The sequence below is a fragment of the Taibaiella chishuiensis genome (assembly GCF_003014535.1).
In the GTDB taxonomy this organism is placed as follows: domain Bacteria; phylum Bacteroidota; class Bacteroidia; order Chitinophagales; family Chitinophagaceae; genus Taibaiella; species Taibaiella chishuiensis.
The window spans coordinates 1,317,012-1,338,907 of sequence record NZ_PYGD01000001.1; the positions used below are offsets into that span (position 1 = coordinate 1,317,012).

Here is a 21,896-nt window from a genome sequence, read left to right on the forward strand (position 1 = left end):
ATTTTTAAACGGTAAAAATGTAAATACAGAACATGGAACAAGACTGGTTGAAAAAATATGAAGCGGTAAAAGACATCCTGGTATGTCCTACCGACCTGGAATCCTATTTTACCCCGGGCGAAATCTGCGGCGCACCTATGGAAACGATGCCTGTCGGCGACATCTACCTGCCTACAGGCAAGCTGGTGGTCCGCGATCCGCTGGTTACGTTAAATGCAGGCGCTACACCTTATCTTACCGAGGCGCCCAAAGGCACCTTTCCGGTAACCATTGCCGTGGTGAAGTCTGCCAGTTGGGGCGACCGCTATGCCGCGGTAAAAGTGACTTTCACGGCAGAAAAACCGGCGGTGTACCGCGAAGCCCTGGTGGGCATGGAAAACCTGGAAGGCCTGAAAGACGGCGATTTCTTTGGCTTTGGCGTCGATGCGGGCCTGGGTTGTATCGCCGATGTGGAAGCCCTCCCTTATTTCGATAAATTCTTTGAAGAACAGCAGATCGAAAACACCTACGACGATTATTTCGCCGGCCTGTTTGAACAGAGTTTCCAGGCAAATCCCAGGAATCAGAGAAAAGGCGGCGACTGGATCAACTGGCAGATACCGGGTACCGATTACCGCATCCCGATGTTTGCCAGCGGTTTCGGCGACGGTGTATATCCCGTATACTTCGCTTATGATGCGCAGGACCGGATCTGTGCTTTGTATATCCAGTTTATCGATATCGAACTGGAGTTTAGCGGCGCCGGTGAAGGATAAAGCACCGGCAGGCGGCAGGCAGCCGGGCTACAGCCTGCCTACCGTAACATCACTGCTGTCGAGCAGGGCTTCGATCTTTTTCTCGGCCTTTACCACCTGGTAGCGTAGGGGCGAAAGCAGCCAGCGGCTGCGGATACGTTTAAGCCGGTCGCCGGGTGGTTGCAGGAAGATCCGCAACAGCCAGGTAAAAGGCAGCGGGTTGCGGAAGGTGCGTGATAGCTTTACATAATAGATCACCGTTTCGGGGCTGCATTGTTCCAGGATCTCGGCCACTTCTTCCGGGCTGTTGAGCGAGGAGATGCATAATACCGATCCGTAGCGGGGCTGGAAGTAACCGCTCAGTTCGCGGTCGTTATGCCAGCTGCTGTTGCTGATGATGCGTTGTACATAAGCCTGCATATCGGCCTGCTCCGCCACCTGCAGGGTTTGGTCGGGTATGAATTTTACCTCCCATTCCTTTTGGTTCAGCGTTTCGTAGGCGGTCCATACACAGTTTTTATAATGGTTCAGCATTTCGGCGGCAAATACATTATTGCGTTGCAGATCGCCGAGGGCGGTATGGAAACTGGCATAAAAGTAAACATGAGAGGCATAGGGATCGTAGATCTCCGGCACGCGTACCACCAGTTCGCGGTTTTTGGCATAGACCTTCCATACGATACGGCGCACATCGTCGCCGCTTTCAAAATCTTTATAGTTCAGGTATTCGCCGTCTACCCGGCGCAGCTGCTCGATGCGTACATCCGTCTGTTCCGTCTTGCGGGGCAGGGCTTCTTTTTCCTCCATACGGACACGTTCCGGCGCCTGGTAAAAATGCCCCTGTACCGGTTGCCGTACCGGGAAGGAAAACAGCTGCAGCATATCCTCGAAGTATACAAAACCACCTTTTACCGCGTACTCCTTAATGTCGGGCAGTTCCAGCAGGCTTTTGCCCGATACGCCGTCGCGCCAGAACTGTTGCGGGCGGCGTTTGTTGGAGGCCAGGATAAATTTGTCGGTCATGCGGTGATCGTCGTAGAACAGGCGGCCTTTGATAAAACCCAGGAAGGGGCGGCGTACCTGGCGCAGCAAGGCTTCGATCCAGATGCCTTTATGCTTTTCGACCGGGCGGAATACGAACTCCAGCACATGTTTGCGGCTGCGGCGCAGCCACAGGTAATATCCCCAGCACACCAGGCTGCTCAACAGCGAAAAGCCGACCAGCACGATAATGAACCAGAAGGCCGTGGTGCCCATCAGGATAATGAGCGGGCGAAAGGACGAAACTTCCTCTTCTTTAACCGGGGCGCCGGGTTTTACGATCTGTATGCAGGCCCATAGGGCAATGCCGGTAACAAAGGCATTGAGCGTAAGCGGGAAATACTGCAGATAGTACCGGAGACGACGGATCAGGTTTTTCAGCTTCATAACAAGGGGGAAAGTTACGGATTAAATGGAATAACAACGCGCCTCATTGTCGCTCTGCATTTTAACAACCGGGCAGAACAACGCAACCGGCACGAATGAAATTGTATAGCTATAAATATTCTCAATATCCTTTCTACAGATGGTAACAAAAACATTACGACCTTTGCGCCGAAACCCGGAAGATACCCCGGCTAACAAATGTTTAACGAGAGGCTAAAATAAAAATTAATTAAACGTTTGTTTAATTATTGAGTTTCCGTAATTTTGCCTTTGAAATTGGGTAAATAATCTGGAGTATGAGTGATATTTCTTTTAGAGACCGGATCCAGAAAGGCATTTATAAAATTATAAATCCTTTCGTGCGGTTTTTGATCAAGCTGGGGCTGACTCCCAATGCAGTAACTACGATAGGGCTCCTGCTCAATATCGGTGTAACGGTTATTTTTATTGTGGGGGCGGAGAAGGGCAACCGGGGCGAACTGGCTTATGTAGGCTGGGCCGGCGGACTCATCCTGTTTGCCGGTTTGTTCGATATGCTGGACGGGCAGGTAGCGCGTATGGGTAAAATGTCGTCGACCTTCGGCGCTTTGTACGATTCGGTACTGGATCGCTACAGCGAGCTGATCCTCTTTTTCGGCATCTGTTATTACCTGGTGGCCCACCACTATTTCCTCAGTTCCATTTTTGCCTTTGCGAGCCTTATCGGTTCTATGATGGTCAGTTATACCCGTGCACGCAGCGAGGGCCTGGGCATCGAGAATAAAGGCGGGTTGATGCAGCGGCCCGAGCGGGTAATCCTGATCGCGGTATCTGCCATTGCCTGCGGTGTGGCTTCTGCTTTTGTAGCGGGCGACGGTAAAGTATTTGTACCGGGTATCCGCTTCCATGTTTTTGAATTAATGAGCATATTTACAATACCTATTACAGTTATGGCCATCATGACCAATATTACGGCCTTTAAACGCCTGTTCGATGCCAAAAAGGCGATGGACAAGCTGGATAAGGCAAAAGCAGCCGGCAATGTTTCCTCCAAGAAGATTGCAGCTACCCTCCTGTTACTTGCCGGCATTTTCTCGTTCCAGACGGGGCATGCCAAAAAAGATTTTATCGACGACGGCAGCAGGGTGGTGGTAGAAGCGGTAGATACTTTCCCGATCCCTAAGTTCGGCCCCAAAACGCAATTCTATGTACAGCGTACGCCCAATACCAATACCATCATGTACGAACTGAACATAAAAAATGGTGTACTGGACGACGACAACCCGATACATGTATACTGGATCCGGTATGCAAATGGCGGAGGTATAGAAGAATTATCATATATTCAGCGTAAATTTGCCTACGGTCTTAAGGTAAGCAAAGTAGCCGAGGAGAAATATAAACTGCTCTTCGCGGCCTACGATAAGATTCCTTTTTACCTGATGAAGTCTACAGCAGGTATTTTCCATACCTACGTAGAGGTAAACGGCAAAATGATTGTCTTGAAAAGGATTTACATCCGTATCGACAAGGGCGGTACCTTCTGGGCGCCCAATGTAAAGTATGTCGAGTTTAAGGGTACCGAAGTTGCTTCCGGCAAAGAAGTGATCCAGCGGATCAACCCGAAATGGAAACCGCCTAAACAATAGGCATCCGGCCGGTGGCCCCGTTCCCGAGTTTTGAATTATTAATTGAGAGCAATGAAAAAAAATTACGTTTCCAATTCTACCGAGTCTGTACGCATGTTCAAGAGCAATTTCCTGGAGGCTTTCTCCAAGGTGCACTGGACAGTACCCATGATCGCCTACCTGCCGGTGGTCCTGGTATCTGCTTACCTCGCTATTTTTGAAGCGCATACCAGCGTGTTACAGTTTATCGGCATGTTCCTGCTGGGCCTGGTGTCCTGGAGCCTGTTCGAGTATGTGCTGCACCGCTGGGTATTCCACTATGTACCCAAAGCCAAATGGGCGTTGCGGTTACATTTTGTTTTTCATGGTGTGCACCACGATTACCCCAACGACGTAAAGCGCCTGGTAATGCCGCTTTCGGTAAGCATTCCGCTGGCGTTCGGCGTGTTCTTTGCACTGCGTGCTTTTATGCCTCCTGTATACCTGTATCCCTTCTTCTCCGCCTTTGTACTGGGTTATGTTTTTTATGATACCGCCCATTACGCCCTGCACCATTTTAATTTCAAAGGAGAATTGTGGAAGAAAATAAAGAAGCACCATATGCTGCACCACTATTCCGATGCCTCTAAAGGCTTTGGCGTAAGTTCAGAATTATGGGACAAAGTATTTAATTCAGGCTTCCCCAAAAAAACGGTGAAAGACTGAACTGATAATTACAGAACTTCTAAAAATTAAAATGTCCGTTTTACAAAGAATAGGTATCGCGCTGGCGATCAGCGCCGGTTACCTGGTACTTTCCTACTTCCTTATCGGGTTCCGCCCGGAGCAGATCTTTATCTCAGGCCTCTTCACCGTACTGTATGCCGGTACCAAGGGTACCCGCAATTTTGTGCTGGGCTTGATGCCCTTCATCATTTTCTGGGTGTTGTTCGATTATATGAAGGCCTTTCCCAATTACCGGTATAACACCGTGCATATCGGCGACCTGTATGCGCTGGAGAAGAAACTGTTCGGTGTGGTATCGGGCGGCCAGCTGATGACGCTCAACGAATACTGGGAGCTGCACCATGTGAAGTTCCTGGATGTGGTCACCGGCTTTTTTTACCTCTGCTGGATGCCGGTGCCGATCTCCTTTGCCGCTTATCTTTTCTACAAGCAACGCCGGGTAGCATTGGAGTTTTGTTTAACCTTCCTGTTGGTCAACTTCGTGGGCTTTGTGGGGTACTACGGTTTCCCTGCCGCGCCGCCCTGGTATGTGCATTTGCACGGCTTAGCCTTCGATCCGCATACGCCTGGTAATGTAGCCGGCCTGGCCCGTTTCGATAACTTTTTCGGTGTTTCTATTTTCCATGGCCTCTATGCCAAAAGCTCCAATGTATTTGCGGCCATGCCTTCGCTGCATGCCTCCTATGCCCTGGTTTCGGTTTATTACGGGCTGCGCTACAAAGTGGGCCGCGGACTAAATACCTTCCTGGTCCTGGTGGCATTGGGTACCTGGTTTGCGGCGGTATATACCAACCACCATTACCTGCTCGATGTACTTGCGGGTATTGCGGGGGCGCTTATCGGTATCTTTATCTTCCGCAGCATACTGTTGCGTATACCTAAGTTCCGCGCTTTTATGGATGCGTATTACAAGCAGGTGTCTTACCAGTTCAAGATCCGAAGAAGACCAGAAGGCCAATTATCGCAGCAGCCAATGCAGCAATAAGTACGGCGGCCGCACTGATATCCTTTACCTGTTTAATTATGGGATGCTGTTCCCTGGATACCAGGTTGCATAACCGTTCTATAGCGGTGTTGAAGCCTTCGGCCATCCATACCAGCGCTATGGCGAGTGCAATAAAACTCCATTGTGTTGTGGATAGTCCGCGCCATTGCCCGGCTGCAACCACGACCAGGGTGGCCAATACATGTATCCACATATTGTGTTCCGTAAAGAGCAATGCTTTCAGTCCTGCAAAGGCAAAGCGAAAGCTACGTGCCCTGGCCCTGATAAACTTTTTCATAACGCCGGTTTTAGTCCGGTATAAAGGTCGGCATAATCCGAGATACCAGCCGGTCCTAAATACAAAGCGTGCAGCTACCGGTGTAGCTGCACGCTTTGTATATGCGGTATGCGCTGGCTTTTTAGTTTCTTACCACTTTACGCACCAGGGTCGCTTCATTTTTAAACAGGATGCGGGTCCAGTATACACCGGCTTCCAGCGACGACAGGTCGATCTTATCGGTATTATCGGCAGTCATTACCTGCTGACCCAATACGTTAAACACGGTGATACGCTGCACCCGCTCTTCGGCGGTAATGGTCAGGACGCCATTGGTCGGGTTGGGGAAGAGCTGGGCATTGATGGTCGTATTCGGTGTTTCTTTTACACCCAGTACGCCCTGTGTTTTACCCTGCAGGTATACCGAGATCGGGAAATAGCCTTCGCCATTGGCAAACACGGCACTGGGTACCCTTATGCCAAAGCTATGGCTGCCTGCTGCCACAGGACCGAGATTGATCGTCCTGATAGGGATTACATCGCCCGGGCACCAGTTGCTGAACGACTGCCAGGTAGCATCGCTGCGCGGGTTAGCGCCGTAGATGCCATTGCCCTGGGTATTGTACTTGCGGAAAGGTTCGCAGCTGGTACTGCCTGGTTTATAGGTCAGTTTCTGTACACCGTCGAAATAAATAAAATGATCGCGGCGGTTGTACTCTTCTCCGTTGGCATTGGCGCCGTGGTTGGAGGTGATCAGGAACAGCGTGGCATCGGTAAGGTTGCTGGCTACGTTGAAATTGATCGTACGGGTAGTCTTACCCACCGTGTCGGTAGCCGTGCTGTCGTAGTTGTTCAGGTTCTTTTTAAAGTTCAGGGGTATCAGCACATTGTTATTCTCCACAGGCATATTACCGCTGGTTTCGAATTCGAGGGTACCGAAAAACACATCGTTACGGCCGGCGCATCCCGGTACTTCGTTATTGGCGGCATAGGGTACGCCAAACAACTCGAGCTCCGCCCAGATATCGTAATTGGCAGTAATGCTGCTTTCTTTAAGCAGGTGGGCCACATTGCCGATATTGTACTGGTAAGGTACGGTATCGGGCTGTTTGTTCTTGTTCATGAACGGGGTAATGTAACGGCCGATCTCGATACGGCTTACCTGCGACGGGGTATAGGTGGTAGCACCCTTCGGAACCAGGGCCAGGTTTACATTGCCGATCCTGTCGTAGTTATCGCAGGAGGCTTTAACGATTACCCGCATAATGAGGTTGTCGCCTATGGATTGCAGCTCCTGGTCGGTAAGCTTGCGGGCATAAAGGTCGTTGCGGTGACGGATCACGTTTGCCGGTACCGGTTCTGTTACCGTAGCGGCATAGCCATCATAAAAAAGGATCTTATCGAAAACCGTAATCTTCGTTTGGGCCAGTGCCTGCTGTCCCGTCCATGTACACAGTGCGGCAGTTAAGAGTAGTAGCGCTTTTTTCATATGTATATAATTGTAAAGACTTGCAAATTAGTTAAAAAACTATATCGCCGTTGCGTGTATCAGCCGGCCTAAGCGCTTACAGGCCACTTTTACACGCAAAATGCCCTTTTCCTCTATCATTATGTAGGGTAGGTATCTATCATTATGTAGGGGACAAAGGCGTTCAGGCAGCGGGTATCAGCAAGCGTTGCCGTACTTCGGCCAGGGGCTCGGGTACCAGGGCAAACCAGTCGAGGCGGTTGAGCGAAGGTATGGCCCGGCCCTGTTTCCAGGCTTTGCGGCAGGCCGCCCAGGATTCGGGCAGGATAACCAGGCCTACCGCCACGCTGAATACGACGGGCAGGGTAATACGGCCATTGGCGAGCATAAAGCATTGCAGGCAGACCTCCCCGGCCTCGCTGGGCGGGAAACCGAGCACCACATGTTTGATATCGTGCTTCTCGTAATGGGGCAACATATCCAGGTTGTTATCGCTGAAGAAGCGGTACAGCTCCCGGCCTACCGTGCCTTCCGGGTATTGTTGCAGCTGGGCCAGGGTATAGGGAAAATTATAGTTGCGGCGTACCAGCTTAAAATAGGGCAGGGCAATATCGTGGGCCAGCCAGATCAACAGCTGTTTCCGGAGTTTTTTGATTGTTTTTGTCATTATAAAAGTGCTTTGTTTTTCAAAGTATTTGAAGAAAAAAATTTAGCTGATGTGCCGGATAATTTTTTCGAGTGCATCGAGGTGGGCGCGGAAAGCCTTTTCGCCGGCTGCAGTTACGGTGTATACCGTATTGGTCTTGCGGCCGATAAAGCCTTTGTGCACTTTAATGAATTTATGTTCTTCCAGTGTTTTCAGGTGAGTGGCCAGATTGCCGTCCGTAGCGTCGATCAGGGCTTTGAGGTCATTGAAGTTCATGTCTTCATTGACCATAAGCGCACTCATGATCCCGATACGGATGCGGCTGTCGAATATCTTATTGAGCTGGTCTATTTCTACTCTCATTGCTGATCATATTTGCGCCACATGATAATGCCATACAGGATGTGCAACACTCCGAAGCCAAAGGCCCAAAGGTACAAACTCCAGACCCAACCCGAAACAAATAAGGCGATACAGCCCAGTATTATTTCCAGGATACCCAGGTAACGGATATCGCTGATGGTGTAACGGCTGCCGTTGAACAGGGCCATGCCATACAGGATCAGGCATACCGGGACTACATACTGCAGGTCGCCCTGGTATAAGAACACGAGGATAAGCAGGGCTGCCGCTGCTATCGGGATCATCATGCTGACGATCATTTTGCGGGAGGCGCTGTTCCAGATACTGATACCCTGTTTTTTGTTTTTCCGGTAAGTAAAATAATAACCGCCGGCCAGGGCTACCAGGAATACGACCAGTGCCAGGAGCAACAGGTTATTGATACCGGTATCGCGCGCCGTTGCGTGCTCCATGGGGGTATAGGCAGCAGGCTCGAAAGTGCCCGGACCCGCTGTTTGCAGCCACACATAAGCGATTGCCGAACCGGCAAGCGCTACAAGACCGGCCCATATACCGCTCCAGCCGCTCAGCGATAAAAGCCGGGCAGAACGTTCCATGATCGTGCGTATTTCCCTGAGGGTATCTAAGGAGGAGGCTTGTTGTTCTTGATGCATAAAAGCGCTTTGAAATACAAAGTAATTGAAACTTCTGCTAAGCGGCAAATTTTTTTTCGGACGCACGCTTGTTCGTAGCGGGACGCTACGAACAGCCAGGCGCTTTTACCGGCACATCCGATCGGGCAAAAAAAGAACAAAGAAGCCTATTGTGCCCGGCCAAGCGATTCGTTTATACTGTTCCTGTTTTTTTCTCGCAGCGCCGCGGCACTGCGAGCAGATTTATTCCATCTCTGTTACCTCAACCGGGTTGTAACCTTGTTTTTACTTTAAAGTGCGCTCCTATAAACTCCGGCCGCAATAATTCTGCTATGCTGTTGGTGGCGTCCGGTACGAACCAACCGGCATAAAAAACATCCATGAAACGGGATCATGGATGTTGATGATAAGTTGATGGGTAATGCGCCCTTATATTCTTTTAATGCTTGCACCCAGGGCATTGAGCCTGCCGTCTATATCCTGGTAGCCGCGGTCGATCTGGTCGCTGTTTTCGATAACACTCTTGCCTTCGGCCGAGAGCGCCGCGATCAGCAGGGCCACACCCGCCCTGATATCGGGCGAGGACATGCGTATGCCACGGAGCGACGACTGCCTGTTGAGGCCCATGACCACCGCCCGGTGCGGGTCGCAGAGCACAATCTGGGCGCCCATTTCGATCAGTTTATCGACGAAGAAGAGGCGGCTTTCAAACATTTTCTGGTGGATGAGCACATTGCCCTTGGCCTGTGTGGCCATAACGAGGATCACGCTCAGCAGGTCGGGCGATACGCCGGGCCAGGGATGATCGTATATGGTCAGTATGGAACCGTCGATAAAGGTGCTGATGCGGTAATGATCCTGCGCCGGTACATAGATATCGTTGTCCTTAAGTTCGAACTCGATACCCAGGCGGCGGAAGGTTTCGGGCATCAGGCCCAGTTCCTGTACATCGGCATCTTTAATGGTAAGTTCGCTCCGGGTCATAGCGGCCAGGGCAATAAAGGAGCCGGTCTCGATCATGTCGGCCAGCAGGCGGTGTTCGCAACCCTGCAGGCTGCTTACACCTTCGATCACCAGCAGGTTGGAGCCTATGCCGCTGATGCTGGCGCCCATGCGGTTCAGCATTTTGCATAACTGCTGCACATAAGGTTCGCAGGCTGCATTGTAAATGGTGGTGGTGCCTTTGGCCAGTACGGCAGCCATTACGATATTGGCGGTACCGGTTACCGAAGGCTCTTCCAGTAGGAGATAGGTGCCATGCAGGTTTTTGGCGGTCAGTACAAATTCCTTCTGGTCGTTGCTGTAGCTGAAGTCGACGCCCATTTTCTCGAAACCGCGGATATGGGTATCGAGCCTGCGGCGGCCGATCTTGTCGCCACCGGGCTGGGGCAGGTAGGTGCGGCCAAAGCGGGCCAGCAACGGGCCAGCCAGCATTACGGCGCCACGCAGTTTGCCCGACTTCTTTTTGTAGACTTCGCTTTGCAGGAAATCGATGTTGACGCTTTTGGCCTGGAAGGTACATACATCGCGCGATGGTCTTTCGATCTCGACGCCCAGGTCGCCCAGCAGCTCGATCAGCATATTGACGTCGAGTATGTCGGGTATATTGGTAATGGTTACTTTCTGGTCGGTCAGCAATACGGCGCACAATACCTGCAACGCTTCGTTCTTGGCGCCCTGCGGCTGTATGGTGCCCTGCAGTTGTCTGCCTCCCTGTATTTCAAATGCGGTCATAATTGCTGTATTAAGAGCTGCAAAGAAAATGAAAAATCGGGCGTAAAAAAAACGCCAATCAAAGAATTGGCGTTTCTGTAAGTTATTGTTACAACGTGTAATAAGCAGAGTTGAGGTTGGCATTTGCTTTTTCTGCCTGCTCGATCGGGCTGTAGTCGGAGAGCAGCTCTGCCTTGCCTTTGCGTACACAGGCGTTATGCTCGAAATGTACGGAAGGCAGACCGTCTTCGGTAACGATGGTCCAGCCGTCGTCGGCGGTATAGATGTGGCGTGTGCCGAGGTTGATCATCGGTTCGATGGCCAGTACCATATTTTCCTGGAGCCTTTTGCCCGATCCGCGTTTGCCGTAGTTGGGTACCTGCGGGTCTTCGTGCATATCCTGGCCTACGCCGTGGCCTACGAGTTCGCGTACCACGCCGTAACCATGCAGTTTATTGGTATGGTTTTCGATAGCCCAGGCAATATCGCCGGTACGGTTGCCCACGATGGCCTGTTCTACGCCCAGGTACAGCGATTCTTTGGTAACGCGCACCAGGTCCATAATCTCGGGTTTTACCTCGCCGATGATAAAGGTATAGGCATGGTCGCCGTGGAAACCGTTGATGTAAAAGCCGCAGTCTACGGCTACGATATCGCCGTCTTTCAGTTCGTACTCGCCTGGAATACCATGCACCACTACTTCGTTTACGGAAATGCACAGGGAGCCGGGAAAGGCATTGCGCGGATCGCCGTACCCTTTAAAAGAGGGAATGCCGCCGTTATCGCGGATAAAGGTTTCGGCCAGTTTGTCGAGTTCTATGGTCTTGATGCCGGGACGCAGTACTTTGGCTACTTCGGCCAGGGTCTTACCCACCATCAGGGCGCTATGCCGCTGTATTTCTACTTCTTCGTTCGATTTGTATAAACTCACTGTTGTCTTGTTTGTGCTGCGGCATTACGGCCGCTTGCGGAATAAAATTTCGGGTTGTTACCGCCTTTTCAATCCAGGAAATCTTCCCTTACTTTCAATTGTACGGTCTCTACGGAGTTGCGGTACATTTTTACGATCACCGCATCATATTTGTCGATCTGTATCCGGTCGCTCTCTTTAAGTTCTTTATCGTCGTATAGCTCGGATATAAGCCCGGCCAGTGTTTCGAAGTGTTCGCCCTCTTCCAGTTTAAAGGGTATCAGTTTATTGATATCGGAGAGGGTATAGTGTGCGTTTACGAGATAGGTATTTTCGCCGGTAACCTCTACGATGGGCTTTTCATTATCGTATTCGTCCTGGATCTCGCCTACCAGTTCTTCCAGGATATCTTCCATGGAAACGATACCGGTAAGCTCGCCGATCTCGTTGGTCACAACGGCCATTTGCAGGTGTTTCTGCTGGAATTCTTTCAATACATTTTTGATCTTCGCACTTTCCGAAATGAAGTTAGCTTTGCGCAGCAGCGGCTCGATCGACTTCTCTTCGGGGTTGCTGAAAATGTATTTTACCATATCCTTGGTATAGAGGATGCCCTTGATATTATCGAGCGACTCGTCGTATACGGGATAGCGGGAGTAACCTTCCTGTATGGCATAATCCATAGCCTCTTTGATGGTGCTGGATACTTCGATCGCGGAGATATTCTTCCGGAGGGTCTGTATATTGCTTACGCGCCTGTCGTCAAATTCGAATACATTCTGGATCAGGGCCCGCTCGGTTTCTTCGATGGCGCCGCCTTCGTGGCTTTCGGAGATGATCACTTTCAGTTCTTCTTCCGAGTGGATCTCCGAACCATGCAGCGGTTTGATCCCGAATATCTTCAGGATGAAATTGGCAAAGCCGTTCAGGATCCAGATAAAGGGACGGAATACAAAGTAGAAGATCTTAAGCGGCCAGGCCACGGTAAAGGTGGTCTTGGTCGGGAAACGGATGGCCAGTGATTTGGGCGCCAGCTCGCCGAACACGATGTGTAATACGGTAATGATGACGAAAGCTAAAGGAATGGCAGCATTTTCGGCTGCTTTTTCAGAAAGGTTGAGGTTGAAGAGTCCGAAGGCGCTCCGGATCACTTTGGTCATTACTTCTTCGCCGACCCAACCGAGACCGAGACTGGCGAGGGTAATGCCCAGCTGGGTAGCTGCCAGGTAGGCGTCGAGATTATTGATAATGGATTTGGCTGCCGCGGATAGTCGCTTGTTGAGCCCGGTTTTTACTTCAATCTGGGAGGACCGCACTTTGACAATTGCAAACTCTGCGGCAACAAAAAAACCGTTTAAAAGAACTAAAAACAGGGTAAAAAGAATCTTGATTATCGAGACGGGTTCTGTGTCCATTGGGGTTAAGTTAGTAAACAATACCACGCTCAGCGCTGTCAGGCTACCGGCGTGGCTTTCCAAAGATACCGAAAACGAGTATATTTTTTATGTTCCGGTAACTTGCAAATTTTGCACAAAAATAAGAATTTATAGTAAAGTAAACACATGGGGGCCGGCAAAACCCCAAAAATAATAATGCCATCCCCGTCAGGGGATGGCATTAAAGACCACGGTCTTATACTTTTTTAACGGGGGGCGGATTGCGGTTCCAGGATGCCCGGTGCGAGCGCCTGTAACGACTGTCCCCAGGTGCGTGCCGTAGCGGAGTCGCCGGCCTGGTTGGCCATGAGTACCATATTGTTCAGTTCGCTCAGGTTCAGCTGCGACAGATGGGTCATCATGCCGTCTTTGCTGTTTTCGCCGAGGCTGTTGTAATAACGGATCTGGTCGCTGATCCCCTTGGCCACCCGGTTGCCATACTTGCGGGCCTTGTCCTGTGCACCGGCACGGTAGTAGGCGTCGATAATGTATCGCATGCTGCTGGGCGAATAAGGAAGGATATCGTAAGGCATAGACGATTCGGAAACGTTGTTCATAAAGTGATCCAGCACTTTAATCGCATCCGCGTTACGGTTTTCGGCTACCAGGCTGAGTGCGAGCTCGGCGGTGTTCTGGCGATATACCAGGAATACCAGGCGGTTCTTTTCGTCGTAATAGATATTGTTGCCTTTAGCACCGCCATAAACAAACTTATTCATGAACAGGTTCAGGTTCTTATCGATATCGGTATACGGCGCCAGCCCCTGTATGATCTGGGGTTTATTAACCGGTACAAATTTGCGCAATACGCCTTCGGATTGGAAGTAAGCATCCAGGCCCAGGTTAGGCGTTCCGTCGGTCATATAGATCGGCCTGGTCCAGCCGGTCTTGGCCTGGCCGGCGATAATATTCATCAGGGCCAGGTCGGGACGCTGGGCGCCGCCTTTGTTGTACACAAAACGGATCTCGGAAGGAATATTAGCCGAGTCGGCAGTCTTTGCCAGGCCGCTTTTCAGCAGGGCATTCCGGTCTACAGGGATCATAAGATTCCGGGTAGGCAGGTAGCTGGTACGGTCGCCGTTGCGGGTTGGCAGCTTATTGGCATCGGAGGTGAAGAATTTGATTACCTCTTCCAGGCTGAAGAAACGGTCTTTAGGGATACGCGGATCTTCGTAGTAGGGCAGGTACGACAATTTGCCGCCACGATAGTGCTCCGGTTGCCAGATTACCGGCAGGGAGTCGGCATTGTTGATCTTCATATTCAACTGCTCGTTCTGCCAGTCGGTGCCGAGCAGGTTGTAGTTAATGATCCGGATATCGGTACGGTAGCCTTCGATCTCCTGCAGGTACCAGAGCGGGTAGGTATCGTTATCGCCATAGGTAATCAGGATCGCGTTGCTGTCGCAGCTGCTCAGCATATTGTAGGCATGGTCGCGTGCAATCGTTTTTTTCGAACGATCGTGGTCGTCCCATTCCTGGGCTGCCATCAGCACCGGTACGGCCATAATGCAGATCAGGGTGGCGATCACGGCCGGTGCAGGCCCTTTGCTCATCTTTTTAAACCAGTCGGTAACCATCAGCACACCCAGGCCGATCCAGACAGCAAAGGCGTAGGTAGATACATAGGAGTAGTCCCTTTCACGGGGTTGTATCGGCGTATTGTTGATAAACAGCTGGATGGCCATACCGGTAAAGAAGAACAGCAGGCCCAGGATAAAGGTGTCCTGTTTGTCGCGTTTATACTGGTATACCAGGCCCAGGATGCCCAGGATAAAGGGCAGGAAATAGAGCTGGTTACGGGCTTTATTGTTTTTGAGCGAGTCGGGCATCAGGTCTATATCGCCGCGGCCGAAAAATTTGTCGATCGGTTTGATACCGGAAATCCAGTTGCCGTTCTGGGCTTCTGTCTGACCGGCAACATCATTCTGCCGGCCCACATAGTTCCACATAAAATAACGCCAGTACATCCAGTTCATCTGGTAACCCCAGAAGAATTTCTGGTTGTCCATTGCAGTCGGCTCCTCCGTATCGGACAGGCCCAGGTAGGCGCGGTAGAAGGCAACATGCCCCGGATCGTTAAAGTCGTGTATCCTGGGGAAGAAACGTACTTTGTCGTAGGTGTATTCCGGTTTATGATCTACCAGTTCATAGTAGTCTTTGCCGTCTTTTTTTACCCCTGCATAGATGGCGCGGCCATCTTTTACATCGGTTACTTTAGAGTCGAAGTCGGGCCCGAAAAGGATAGGCTGGGAGCCGTATTGCTCGCGCAACAGGTAAGGAATAAGCGTCATTACATTATCCGGGTTACCCATGTCGATGGGCACATCGGCTTTGGAACGCAGTACGATACTGACATAACTGGAGTAACCGATCGTGGTAAAGGCGAAACATAATACACCAAGCTGCAGCAAGTACTTTCCTTTTTTCTTGGCCCAGATAACGAGCAACACCATAATGGCGGCCAGGAGCAGCAGGAAGAAGATAGCGCCGGAGAAGAACGGCATACCGATCGTGTTGACGAACAGTAACTCGAACTGTGATGCAATAATAGGCAGGTACTGGATAATGCCAAACTGTACCAGGCCGAGCACCGCGCAGCCGATAATAAAGGCGAGCACAGCGCCACGCATATTAAAGCTGTACCGTTTAAAGTAATAAACAAATACGATAGCCGGTATGGTCAGGAGGTTGAGCAGGTGCACGCCTATCGAAAGACCCATCAGGTAAAAGATAAGGATGAGCCAGCGGTCGGCATGCGGCTGATCGGCGGTATGTTCCCATTTGAGCACAGCCCAGAATACGATCGCAGTAAAGAAGGATGAGGTGGCATACACCTCGCCTTCTACCGCCGAGAACCAGAAGGTATCGGAAAAGGTATAAGCCAGGGCGCCTACCACACCTGCGCCGATAATGGCCACCAGGTTACCGGTGCTCATCGGCTCGCCCTCTTTGGCCACCAGCTTGCGGGCAAAGTGGGTAATGGTCCAGAAAAGAAATAATATGGTCAGCCCGCTCATGAGTGCACTCATGGAGTTGATGAGGAGCGCTACATGTTCTTTACTGCTGGCAAACAGCGAGAAGATGCGGCCCAGCATCATAAATAAAGGAGCACCGGGAGAGTGACCTACCTCCAGTCGGTATGCGGTGGAAAGAAACTCGCCGCAGTCCCAGAGGCTGACAGTGGCTTCCATTGTAAGCAGGTATACTGCGTAGGCAATGGCGAACACCAGCCATCCGGCAATATTATTTACTTTTTTAAAATTCATGAGCGTGCTTAAATTTTTATGTGCGACAAATATATAGAATTACTCCAAAGGGGCTAAGACATAGGCCGGATTAACCTTGGAATATTACTTCGTTAACCAAATATTATCCCAGCAGCGGGCGCCATCGGCGGTTTCGGCATACAGCCGGTAAAAGCCCCGGGGCAATTTGGATACGTCGAGACTTACTTGTTTGTGACCGTTGGCTGTGGTTTGCGGCAGGGGGAAAGACTGGTCGAGCGAGACGCTGCCGACGATCCACCTGTTTTCTATGAGCGCACTGGCAGGCGCCGATTCGAAGAGCGCTGGCATCATCAGGATACGTACCGTGGTAGCGGGGTTGGTATTGCTGATATGCAGGTTAAGCACCTCGATGGAGGGATTGGGATAGCAGAGCAGGGTACAATGCAGGTCTTCGGTATGTATGTCGGGCGCGCCTTCCTGGCCGGCAGGTGCGGCATCTACGGTGCGCAGGTATACGCCCGAGATGACTTCGGTTTGACGCCCTCCCTTGTCTTTATTACAGGCGCCCGCAAGCAGCAGGCAGAGTAAGAGGGGGAACAGGGCAATTCGGTTCAGTTTCATAGCGTTATTGGGGTTTTTAGGTTGACAAAAATAATATAATCGGGCTAAAGACAAAATCCGCTTCAGAACAAGGGTAAGGAATAATTTGAGGCTATGCTTACTTTTGCTCCCTAAACCATAAATGATGAGACCACAGCAGGACGAATTTGCTCCTTATTACGATAAATACATCAGCCTGATCGGGGAGGATGTGCTGGCGGTGCTGGCGGCACAGCAACAGTCCTTTACCGATTATATACGCCGCATACCCGAAGCTCAGGCCGACTATGCTTATGCCGAAGGTAAATGGACGGTAAAGCAGGCCCTGGGTCATATTATCGATACCGAACGCATTATGGCTTACCGCGCCTTAAGGGTGGGCCGCGGCGATACTACGCCATTGCCGGGTTTTGAGCAGGACGAATACGTGGCGCTGGCCGACCTAAGCCAGCGGAGCCTGGCTTCCTATGCCGATGAGTTTGCCGCTGTGCGGGCCGCCAACCTGTTCCTCTTCCGCAGTTTCGATGCAGCAACACTAACCCGCCGTGGCACGGCTTCGGAGCAGCCGGTAAGCGTACGGGCGCTTTTGTATATCGTAGCCGGTCATCTCGAACACCATATCCGGATATTCGACGAACGTTATTTCCAATAAACGAAAAGCCCGGCTGCATAACAGCCGGGCTTCCTGTTGAAAAGAGATTTTTATTATTTGCTGCCGTCCTTATCTACGGCCAGTACGGTTTTTACTTTAAGCGCCTGTGCGGCACGCATTACGGCCACAATGTTGTCGGCGGTAGCCTGTTTGTCGGCATTGATAACGATGGTAGGCTCTGCATCCTGGCTTTTGCTGATCGATTCGGTGAGCATCTGCTGCAGGGCATCGGGGGTAACCGGGCTGGTACCTACGAAGAATTGTTGCTTGTCGTCGATCGAAACCACCACGGTTTGTTTGGCTTTGGTATCGCTGTTGGCCTTGGGGATCGACAGTTTTACCACGTTAGGGTTGGCCAGCGTGGCAATGATCAGGAAGAAAAACAGGAGGATGAAGAGGATATCGTTCAACGCCGAAGTATGCGCCTCGCCCCGTTCCCGTATCGTTTTGCGTAAATTCATAGATAAGCCGCCTGTTTTTAGGCTCCAGGCAAAAGTAAAAGATTTGATGGATTTTTCGTGTAGCTATTTCTTGCGGTTGCGCTCTTTCCACAGCTGGTTAAATGATTTGGGCGGAAACTCCAGGCTTACCCTGCGGTCGCCCCAGGCTGTTCTGAAGGCTTTTTCGAATACAAAATTCTTGATCTTGCCGCTGGCCGTATTCATCAGCTGCCGGTGCATTACTCCATGCCGGAACATACGCCAGGCCATCTTTTCCTTGATGCCGCCATATTTCTCTTCTACATAGATATGCCGGTTTTCCAGCAGCATTTCGTGGATGTTGATCTTTACCGGGCATACCTCCGTACAGTTGCCACAGAGGCTCGAAGCATAACTAAGGTGCCCGTAATCTTCCATATCGTTCAGGTGCGGGGAGATCACCGAACCTATGGGGCCGCTGTAGGTGGTGCCATAGGCGTGGCCGCCGATATTTTTATACACCGGGCAGGCATTAAGACAAGAGCCGCAGCGGATGCAGTACATCGACTCCCGTACCTCGCGGCGCAGCAGGTTGGTGCGGCCGTTGTCGAGCAGGATCACGTACATATCGCGCGGACCGTCGGTTTCGCCGCCCTGGCGTGGCCCGGTAATAAGGGTATTGTATACGGTAAGCGGCTGTCCGGTGCCGAAAGTAGCCAGTAAAGGCCAGAACAGGGCCAGGTCGTTGACGGAGGGCAATACCTTTTCGATGCCCACAATGGCGATATGAGTGGCCGGGAAAGCGGTGGTAAGCCGGCCATTGCCTTCATTCTCGGTAATACATACCCCGCCGGTATCGGCGATCAGGAAATTGCCGCCGGTAATGCCCACTTCGGCTTCGGTATACTTGGCACGCAGTTTTTCGCGGGCGATAAGGGTAAGCTCGGATGGCGACAGGTTGGACGGCACGCCCAGCTTATCATGAAACAGGGCGGCAATATCCTCCTTGCTTTTATGCATGGCCGGCGTTACGATATGGTAAGGCGGCTCGCCATCCAGCTGCTGTATATATTCGCCCAGGTCGGTTTCGATCGATTCAATCTCGTTTTTTTCCAGGAACTCGTTCAGGTGCAGCTCTTCGGTAACCATAGACTTCGACTTCACGACCAGCCTGGTATTTTTCGAACGGCATATAGCCAGTATCGCATTCAGCACTTCGTCTGCATCTTCGGCCCAGATCACCTTGCCGCCCTGCTCGGTAAAGTTCTTTTCAAACATTTCGAGATGGGTATCGAGGTGCTCAATGGCTTTCCATTTTATATTCTTGGCTTGCTTACGGGCGGCGTCGAGGTTGGCGAACTGTTGTTTGCCGCGTACCACAGCTTCATTATAACGGTCTATGTTAAAGCTGATCTTCCGTTTATGGTCGAGGTCATGCGCCTTTACATCGCTTTTGGCGATAAAGGTGTCCTTGTATTGCGTCGCTATATTCATAGGCCTTCCCGTTTGAGCCGTAAAGGTAATGATTTGGTGTAAGGCAAAACAAAAGGATATGTCAAAGCTCAGATACCGGGGCGCGCCGCATCATTTGCAATACCTGCCGGGTTTTGCTGCGGAGGGCGGCGGCGGGATCCTGGCTTTGCAGGTCCTCGATTACCAGTTGCAGCTCGTTCCTGATCCCGGGATACACCAGCGATAAGCGCCCCAGTATGCCCAGGGCAAATGCTCTTACGGCAACGGCTTCATCGGGATTGATCACGATATCGAAGCAGGTATGCATCATATCGCCATGCAGCGATTCCGGCAGCTCGGTTTCCTGCAGGATGCGCAGTACATTCCGCTTGACGGCGACATGGGTGCCGGTATCCTGCATACGTTGTATCAACTGGCGCAGGTAAGGGGCCATAAGCGCGGGCTGCGACCGGGCTACATAACTTACGATCCAGGCGGCCCGTTGTACTACGCGGTACTCGCCGTGCATAAACAATTGCATTAAAGCAGCTATGCGTTGCGGGTTGTCACCCACCCATTGACTGATTGCCAGGGTATGGGCCCGGCTATGTTCCTGCAGTATGGCTTCGCGGAGATTCATGCTGGCGCGCTTTAAAGTTGGGAAGAACCGCTTCCCTTCGTCGATTTATAGGTGCCGTTCGTCGATTATATTTGGCCCTACCGGGTCTAATGACCACCTTTGGACTGTAATAAAAAAGTAGCGAGCGGGATTCACCATGAAAAAGTAAAATCCACCCAAAGCTACTGTTTTTGTTTTACTCCGGGGCCTTGTTCGCGGCCCTTGCTGCGCTTTATTGCCATTCACCAAGGATCCCGGTCCTATCTCCTCACCCATTTTAGCAACCTAAACCCTATCAAAAATGGAAATCTTAGAATCATTTATGCCGCGCATCGGCATAGAAAAAGCGGCCACCCTGCTCTCCCGCCGCGAAAGGGAGATCCTGAACCTCATCATTAACGGTTATACCAATAGCGAGATCGCCGGGCTGTTGTTTGTAAGCTGCCGTACGGTAGATACCCACCGGCAGAATATCCTGGCCAAACTGGGCGCCCGCAACACCGCCGTGCTTGTTCGCTTCGCCGTAGAAAACTGTACCTGTCTCGGATTGACGCCTTGCTGAAACGGCTAAGCCCGCCGCTCCTGTAATCCTGCCTTTGGACCCGGTACAGACCTGCTTGCTTTAACTTTTAAATATCAGAATAAAAGTATAAAATTAGCCCGCCGGTTTTTTCCTTTTCTTCGATGGAACGACATTTGCTTCATTAATTAATGTATGTAAATTTTATCGGAAATGAAAAAGACTCTGTACTCCGTCCTCGCGCTTACCTGCCTGCTCTTATTAACAATTACCCCAACCGTGCAGGCGCAAAATGGTAGAGCATTTTACAAAACATCTTATAAAAACAGGAACAGCGGCTCTTTCAGTTCCAAAGCCAGCCTGCTGAGTTTCGGTATCGGTTTCCCGAACCGCTCCGGTGCGGGTTACGACTGGGATAGCGACCGCCTGGGCTTCGGACCGCTGTATGTAAAGTACGAACATGGTATCCTGAACGAACTGGGTATCGGCGGTTATGTGGCAGGCGCGGCTTCGCGCCATAAGTATGGCCCCAACGACCGCTATACGGATAAAATATTCTCCGTAAGCGTGGGTGCTATGGCTTATTACCACTTCAACAAACTGATCCCGGTGCGTAAACTGGATGTATATGCCGGCGCCGGTATCGGTGGCCGCCAGCTCTCCTATACGTACGACAACGACTGGGGCGGCTCGCGTTACCACGACAGCAACTTCGACATCATCCCGCTTTTTAAAGTGGGCGCCCGTTACTATTTCACCAAAATGTTTGGTGTATATGGCGAAGGCGGTTACGACGACATGAGCGATGTAAACCTGGGTATCACCCTCCGCTTCTAAAACGTAAACGTATTTTAACCCTCCCGGATAAGGCGCTTTTTTAAAAGCGCCTTATCTTTGTATAGATCATGACATGCCGTTTGCAAGAACGGTAAGCGGCGTGTCATTTTCTCTTCACCTGTTTAAACCCATTATTATGCTCAACGGTTTTTTTAGTGGTTTGCTGCTTATCCTGCTGGGTATCCTGGCGGTACCTTCCCTGTTGCTGTCCCGCAAGCCCGAGGCACGGGAACTGCTCGACAAGATTACCCCTTACCAGGGCTGGATCGGCGTCGTGTTTTGCGTCATCGGCCTGTTAAACCTGGTCGACGGACTATTCCGGTTAAATATACTGTTCTATTTCCCCATGTACGGCCTGCTTTTCTTCGCAGTAGCGCTGGTAATGGCCCTGCTGGGTTTTGTATTGGGTTACGGACTTATCCAGAAGTATGCCCTGTCGCGCAATAATGCTGCCAGTGAAAAGGGCGCAGCCTTACTCGCCAGGATCCGGCCTATGCAGGGCCGGCTGGGGATACTGGCCATTATACTGGGTATCGTACTGATTATACTCGCATTCTCCTTCCGCATCTGAAGGCGGTAACGACGCCAAAAACAAGAGGCTGCTTCCCCGGGGAAGCAGCCTCTTGTTTTTACGAGGAAAAGCAG

At 51.1% G+C, this 21,896-nt stretch carries 22 protein-coding genes; 8 read left to right on the plus strand and 14 right to left on the minus strand.

What is annotated here, in order from left to right; genetic code table 11:
- The first annotated feature begins 32 nt into the window (after positions 1-32).
- Positions 33-755: a DUF4241 domain-containing protein gene (locus B0I18_RS05610; RefSeq protein ID WP_106521650.1), complete on the plus strand. Its 723-nt coding sequence runs from the start codon at positions 33-35 to the stop codon at positions 753-755.
- A 27-nt stretch (positions 756-782) separates the two neighbouring features.
- On the opposite strand, the gene B0I18_RS05615 is transcribed toward B0I18_RS05610, so the two are convergent.
- A complete protein-coding gene (locus tag B0I18_RS05615; RefSeq protein WP_106521651.1) occupies positions 783-2,162 on the minus strand; it encodes a DUF58 domain-containing protein in 1,380 nt (459 codons plus the stop codon).
- Between the two features lie 296 nt (positions 2,163-2,458).
- Here B0I18_RS05615 and B0I18_RS05620 point away from each other — a divergent pair, with 296 nt between their 5' ends.
- Genes B0I18_RS05620 through B0I18_RS05630 form a run of 3 tightly spaced genes read left to right on the plus strand, consistent with a single transcriptional unit; the run spans position 2,459 to position 5,480 of the window.
- Positions 2,459-3,790 (plus strand): DUF4833 domain-containing protein, encoded by a 1,332-nt coding sequence (locus B0I18_RS05620; RefSeq protein ID WP_106521652.1) that lies wholly within the window; start codon positions 2,459-2,461, stop codon positions 3,788-3,790.
- Positions 3,791-3,841: 51 nt separating this feature from the next.
- Positions 3,842-4,474, plus strand: a complete 633-nt coding sequence (locus B0I18_RS05625) for a sterol desaturase family protein (RefSeq protein ID WP_106521653.1) — start codon at positions 3,842-3,844, stop codon at positions 4,472-4,474.
- A gap of 31 nt (positions 4,475-4,505) precedes the next feature.
- Positions 4,506-5,480 (plus strand): phosphatase PAP2 family protein, encoded by a 975-nt coding sequence (locus tag B0I18_RS05630; protein WP_106521654.1) that lies wholly within the window; start codon positions 4,506-4,508, stop codon positions 5,478-5,480.
- Here B0I18_RS05630 and B0I18_RS05635 read toward each other — a convergent pair.
- The 10 genes from B0I18_RS05635 to B0I18_RS05680 all read right to left on the minus strand — a co-directional run bounded on the left by B0I18_RS05635 (position 5,425) and on the right by B0I18_RS05680 (position 16,773).
- Positions 5,425-5,778, minus strand: coding sequence for a diacylglycerol kinase family protein (locus tag B0I18_RS05635; RefSeq protein ID WP_106521655.1), 354 nt, complete (start codon positions 5,776-5,778; stop codon positions 5,425-5,427). The two genes, B0I18_RS05630 and B0I18_RS05635, sit on opposite strands and share 56 nt — an antisense overlap.
- 121 nt (positions 5,779-5,899) lie before the next feature.
- Entirely contained in the window at positions 5,900-7,246 is a 1,347-nt protein-coding gene (locus B0I18_RS05640) for a peptide-N-glycosidase F-related protein (protein ID WP_106521656.1), read from the minus strand.
- 163 nt (positions 7,247-7,409) lie between these two features.
- A complete protein-coding gene (locus tag B0I18_RS05645; RefSeq protein ID WP_106521657.1) occupies positions 7,410-7,892 on the minus strand; it encodes a Coq4 family protein in 483 nt (160 codons plus the stop codon).
- A 42-nt stretch (positions 7,893-7,934) separates the two neighbouring features.
- Positions 7,935-8,234: a winged helix-turn-helix domain-containing protein gene (locus tag B0I18_RS05650; RefSeq protein ID WP_106521658.1), complete on the minus strand. Its 300-nt coding sequence runs from the start codon at positions 8,232-8,234 to the stop codon at positions 7,935-7,937.
- The gene (locus tag B0I18_RS05655) at positions 8,231-8,830 is read right to left on the minus strand and encodes a hypothetical protein (RefSeq protein ID WP_146146661.1); all 600 of its coding nucleotides are present in this window, start codon (positions 8,828-8,830) and stop codon (positions 8,231-8,233) included. Before B0I18_RS05655 ends, B0I18_RS05650 begins: the two co-directional genes overlap by 4 nt.
- Positions 8,831-9,295: 465 nt before the next feature.
- Positions 9,296-10,600, minus strand: a complete 1,305-nt coding sequence (gene murA, locus B0I18_RS05660) for a UDP-N-acetylglucosamine 1-carboxyvinyltransferase (RefSeq protein WP_106521660.1) — start codon at positions 10,598-10,600, stop codon at positions 9,296-9,298.
- 88 nt (positions 10,601-10,688) lie between these two features.
- Positions 10,689-11,510: a type I methionyl aminopeptidase gene (gene map, locus B0I18_RS05665; RefSeq protein ID WP_106521661.1), complete on the minus strand. Its 822-nt coding sequence runs from the start codon at positions 11,508-11,510 to the stop codon at positions 10,689-10,691.
- Positions 11,511-11,578: 68 nt separating this feature from the next.
- A complete protein-coding gene (locus tag B0I18_RS05670) occupies positions 11,579-12,904 on the minus strand; it encodes a hemolysin family protein (protein ID WP_219905906.1) in 1,326 nt (441 codons plus the stop codon).
- A 227-nt stretch (positions 12,905-13,131) separates the two neighbouring features.
- Entirely contained in the window at positions 13,132-16,191 is a 3,060-nt protein-coding gene (locus B0I18_RS05675; protein WP_106521663.1) for a protein O-mannosyl-transferase family, read from the minus strand.
- An 84-nt stretch (positions 16,192-16,275) separates the two neighbouring features.
- Positions 16,276-16,773 (minus strand): hypothetical protein, encoded by a 498-nt coding sequence (locus tag B0I18_RS05680; protein ID WP_106521664.1) that lies wholly within the window; start codon positions 16,771-16,773, stop codon positions 16,276-16,278.
- Between the two features lie 124 nt (positions 16,774-16,897).
- Here B0I18_RS05680 and B0I18_RS05685 point away from each other — a divergent pair, with 124 nt between their 5' ends.
- Entirely contained in the window at positions 16,898-17,404 is a 507-nt protein-coding gene (locus B0I18_RS05685) for a DinB family protein (protein ID WP_219905907.1), read from the plus strand.
- A 53-nt stretch (positions 17,405-17,457) separates the two neighbouring features.
- Here the strand turns inward: B0I18_RS05685 and B0I18_RS05690 are convergent, their stop codons facing one another.
- From B0I18_RS05690 to B0I18_RS05700, 3 genes are all read right to left on the minus strand, one after another.
- Positions 17,458-17,865 (minus strand): ExbD/TolR family protein, encoded by a 408-nt coding sequence (locus tag B0I18_RS05690; protein WP_106521666.1) that lies wholly within the window; start codon positions 17,863-17,865, stop codon positions 17,458-17,460.
- A 63-nt stretch (positions 17,866-17,928) separates the two neighbouring features.
- Positions 17,929-19,317 carry a LutB/LldF family L-lactate oxidation iron-sulfur protein gene (locus B0I18_RS05695; RefSeq protein WP_106521667.1) on the minus strand — a complete coding sequence of 463 codons (1,389 nt, stop codon included), beginning with the start codon at positions 19,315-19,317 and terminating at the stop codon, positions 17,929-17,931.
- Between the two features lie 61 nt (positions 19,318-19,378).
- On the minus strand, positions 19,379-19,915 hold the full coding sequence (locus B0I18_RS05700) for a hypothetical protein (RefSeq protein WP_106521668.1): 537 nt from the start codon (positions 19,913-19,915) through the stop codon (positions 19,379-19,381).
- Between the two features lie 280 nt (positions 19,916-20,195).
- Between B0I18_RS05700 and B0I18_RS05705 the strand changes: the two genes are divergently transcribed.
- From B0I18_RS05705 to B0I18_RS05715, 3 genes are all read left to right on the plus strand, one after another.
- Positions 20,196-20,456, plus strand: coding sequence for a response regulator transcription factor (locus tag B0I18_RS05705; protein WP_106521669.1), 261 nt, complete (start codon positions 20,196-20,198; stop codon positions 20,454-20,456).
- A gap of 171 nt (positions 20,457-20,627) precedes the next feature.
- The gene (locus tag B0I18_RS05710) at positions 20,628-21,251 is read left to right on the plus strand and encodes a porin family protein (protein WP_146146662.1); all 624 of its coding nucleotides are present in this window, start codon (positions 20,628-20,630) and stop codon (positions 21,249-21,251) included.
- A 136-nt stretch (positions 21,252-21,387) separates the two neighbouring features.
- A complete protein-coding gene (locus tag B0I18_RS05715; protein WP_106521671.1) occupies positions 21,388-21,822 on the plus strand; it encodes a hypothetical protein in 435 nt (144 codons plus the stop codon).
- Positions 21,823-21,896 lie beyond the last annotated feature (74 nt).

Coding starts and splice junctions, on each gene's coding strand:
- B0I18_RS05695 (WP_106521667.1), bottom strand. CDS start 19,317: ATGAATATAGCGACGCAATACAAGGACACCTTTATCGCCAAAAGCGAT.
- B0I18_RS05615 (WP_106521651.1), bottom strand. CDS start 2,162: ATGAAGCTGAAAAACCTGATCCGTCGTCTCCGGTACTATCTGCAGTAT.
- B0I18_RS05610 (WP_106521650.1), top strand. CDS start 33: ATGGAACAAGACTGGTTGAAAAAATATGAAGCGGTAAAAGACATCCTG.
- B0I18_RS05670 (WP_219905906.1), bottom strand. CDS start 12,904: ATGGACACAGAACCCGTCTCGATAATCAAGATTCTTTTTACCCTGTTT.
- murA (WP_106521660.1), bottom strand. CDS start 10,600: ATGACCGCATTTGAAATACAGGGAGGCAGACAACTGCAGGGCACCATA.
- B0I18_RS05685 (WP_219905907.1), top strand. CDS start 16,898: ATGAGACCACAGCAGGACGAATTTGCTCCTTATTACGATAAATACATC.
- B0I18_RS05690 (WP_106521666.1), bottom strand. CDS start 17,865: ATGAATTTACGCAAAACGATACGGGAACGGGGCGAGGCGCATACTTCG.
- B0I18_RS05635 (WP_106521655.1), bottom strand. CDS start 5,778: ATGAAAAAGTTTATCAGGGCCAGGGCACGTAGCTTTCGCTTTGCCTTT.
- B0I18_RS05625 (WP_106521653.1), top strand. CDS start 3,842: ATGAAAAAAAATTACGTTTCCAATTCTACCGAGTCTGTACGCATGTTC.
- B0I18_RS05705 (WP_106521669.1), top strand. CDS start 20,196: ATGGAAATCTTAGAATCATTTATGCCGCGCATCGGCATAGAAAAAGCG.
- B0I18_RS05620 (WP_106521652.1), top strand. CDS start 2,459: ATGAGTGATATTTCTTTTAGAGACCGGATCCAGAAAGGCATTTATAAA.
- B0I18_RS05675 (WP_106521663.1), bottom strand. CDS start 16,191: ATGAATTTTAAAAAAGTAAATAATATTGCCGGATGGCTGGTGTTCGCC.
- B0I18_RS05630 (WP_106521654.1), top strand. CDS start 4,506: ATGTCCGTTTTACAAAGAATAGGTATCGCGCTGGCGATCAGCGCCGGT.
- B0I18_RS05640 (WP_106521656.1), bottom strand. CDS start 7,246: ATGAAAAAAGCGCTACTACTCTTAACTGCCGCACTGTGTACATGGACG.
- B0I18_RS05680 (WP_106521664.1), bottom strand. CDS start 16,773: ATGAAACTGAACCGAATTGCCCTGTTCCCCCTCTTACTCTGCCTGCTG.
- B0I18_RS05650 (WP_106521658.1), bottom strand. CDS start 8,234: ATGAGAGTAGAAATAGACCAGCTCAATAAGATATTCGACAGCCGCATC.
- B0I18_RS05645 (WP_106521657.1), bottom strand. CDS start 7,892: ATGACAAAAACAATCAAAAAACTCCGGAAACAGCTGTTGATCTGGCTG.
- B0I18_RS05710 (WP_146146662.1), top strand. CDS start 20,628: ATGAAAAAGACTCTGTACTCCGTCCTCGCGCTTACCTGCCTGCTCTTA.
- B0I18_RS05655 (WP_146146661.1), bottom strand. CDS start 8,830: ATGGAACGTTCTGCCCGGCTTTTATCGCTGAGCGGCTGGAGCGGTATA.
- B0I18_RS05715 (WP_106521671.1), top strand. CDS start 21,388: ATGCTCAACGGTTTTTTTAGTGGTTTGCTGCTTATCCTGCTGGGTATC.
- B0I18_RS05700 (WP_106521668.1), bottom strand. CDS start 19,915: ATGAATCTCCGCGAAGCCATACTGCAGGAACATAGCCGGGCCCATACC.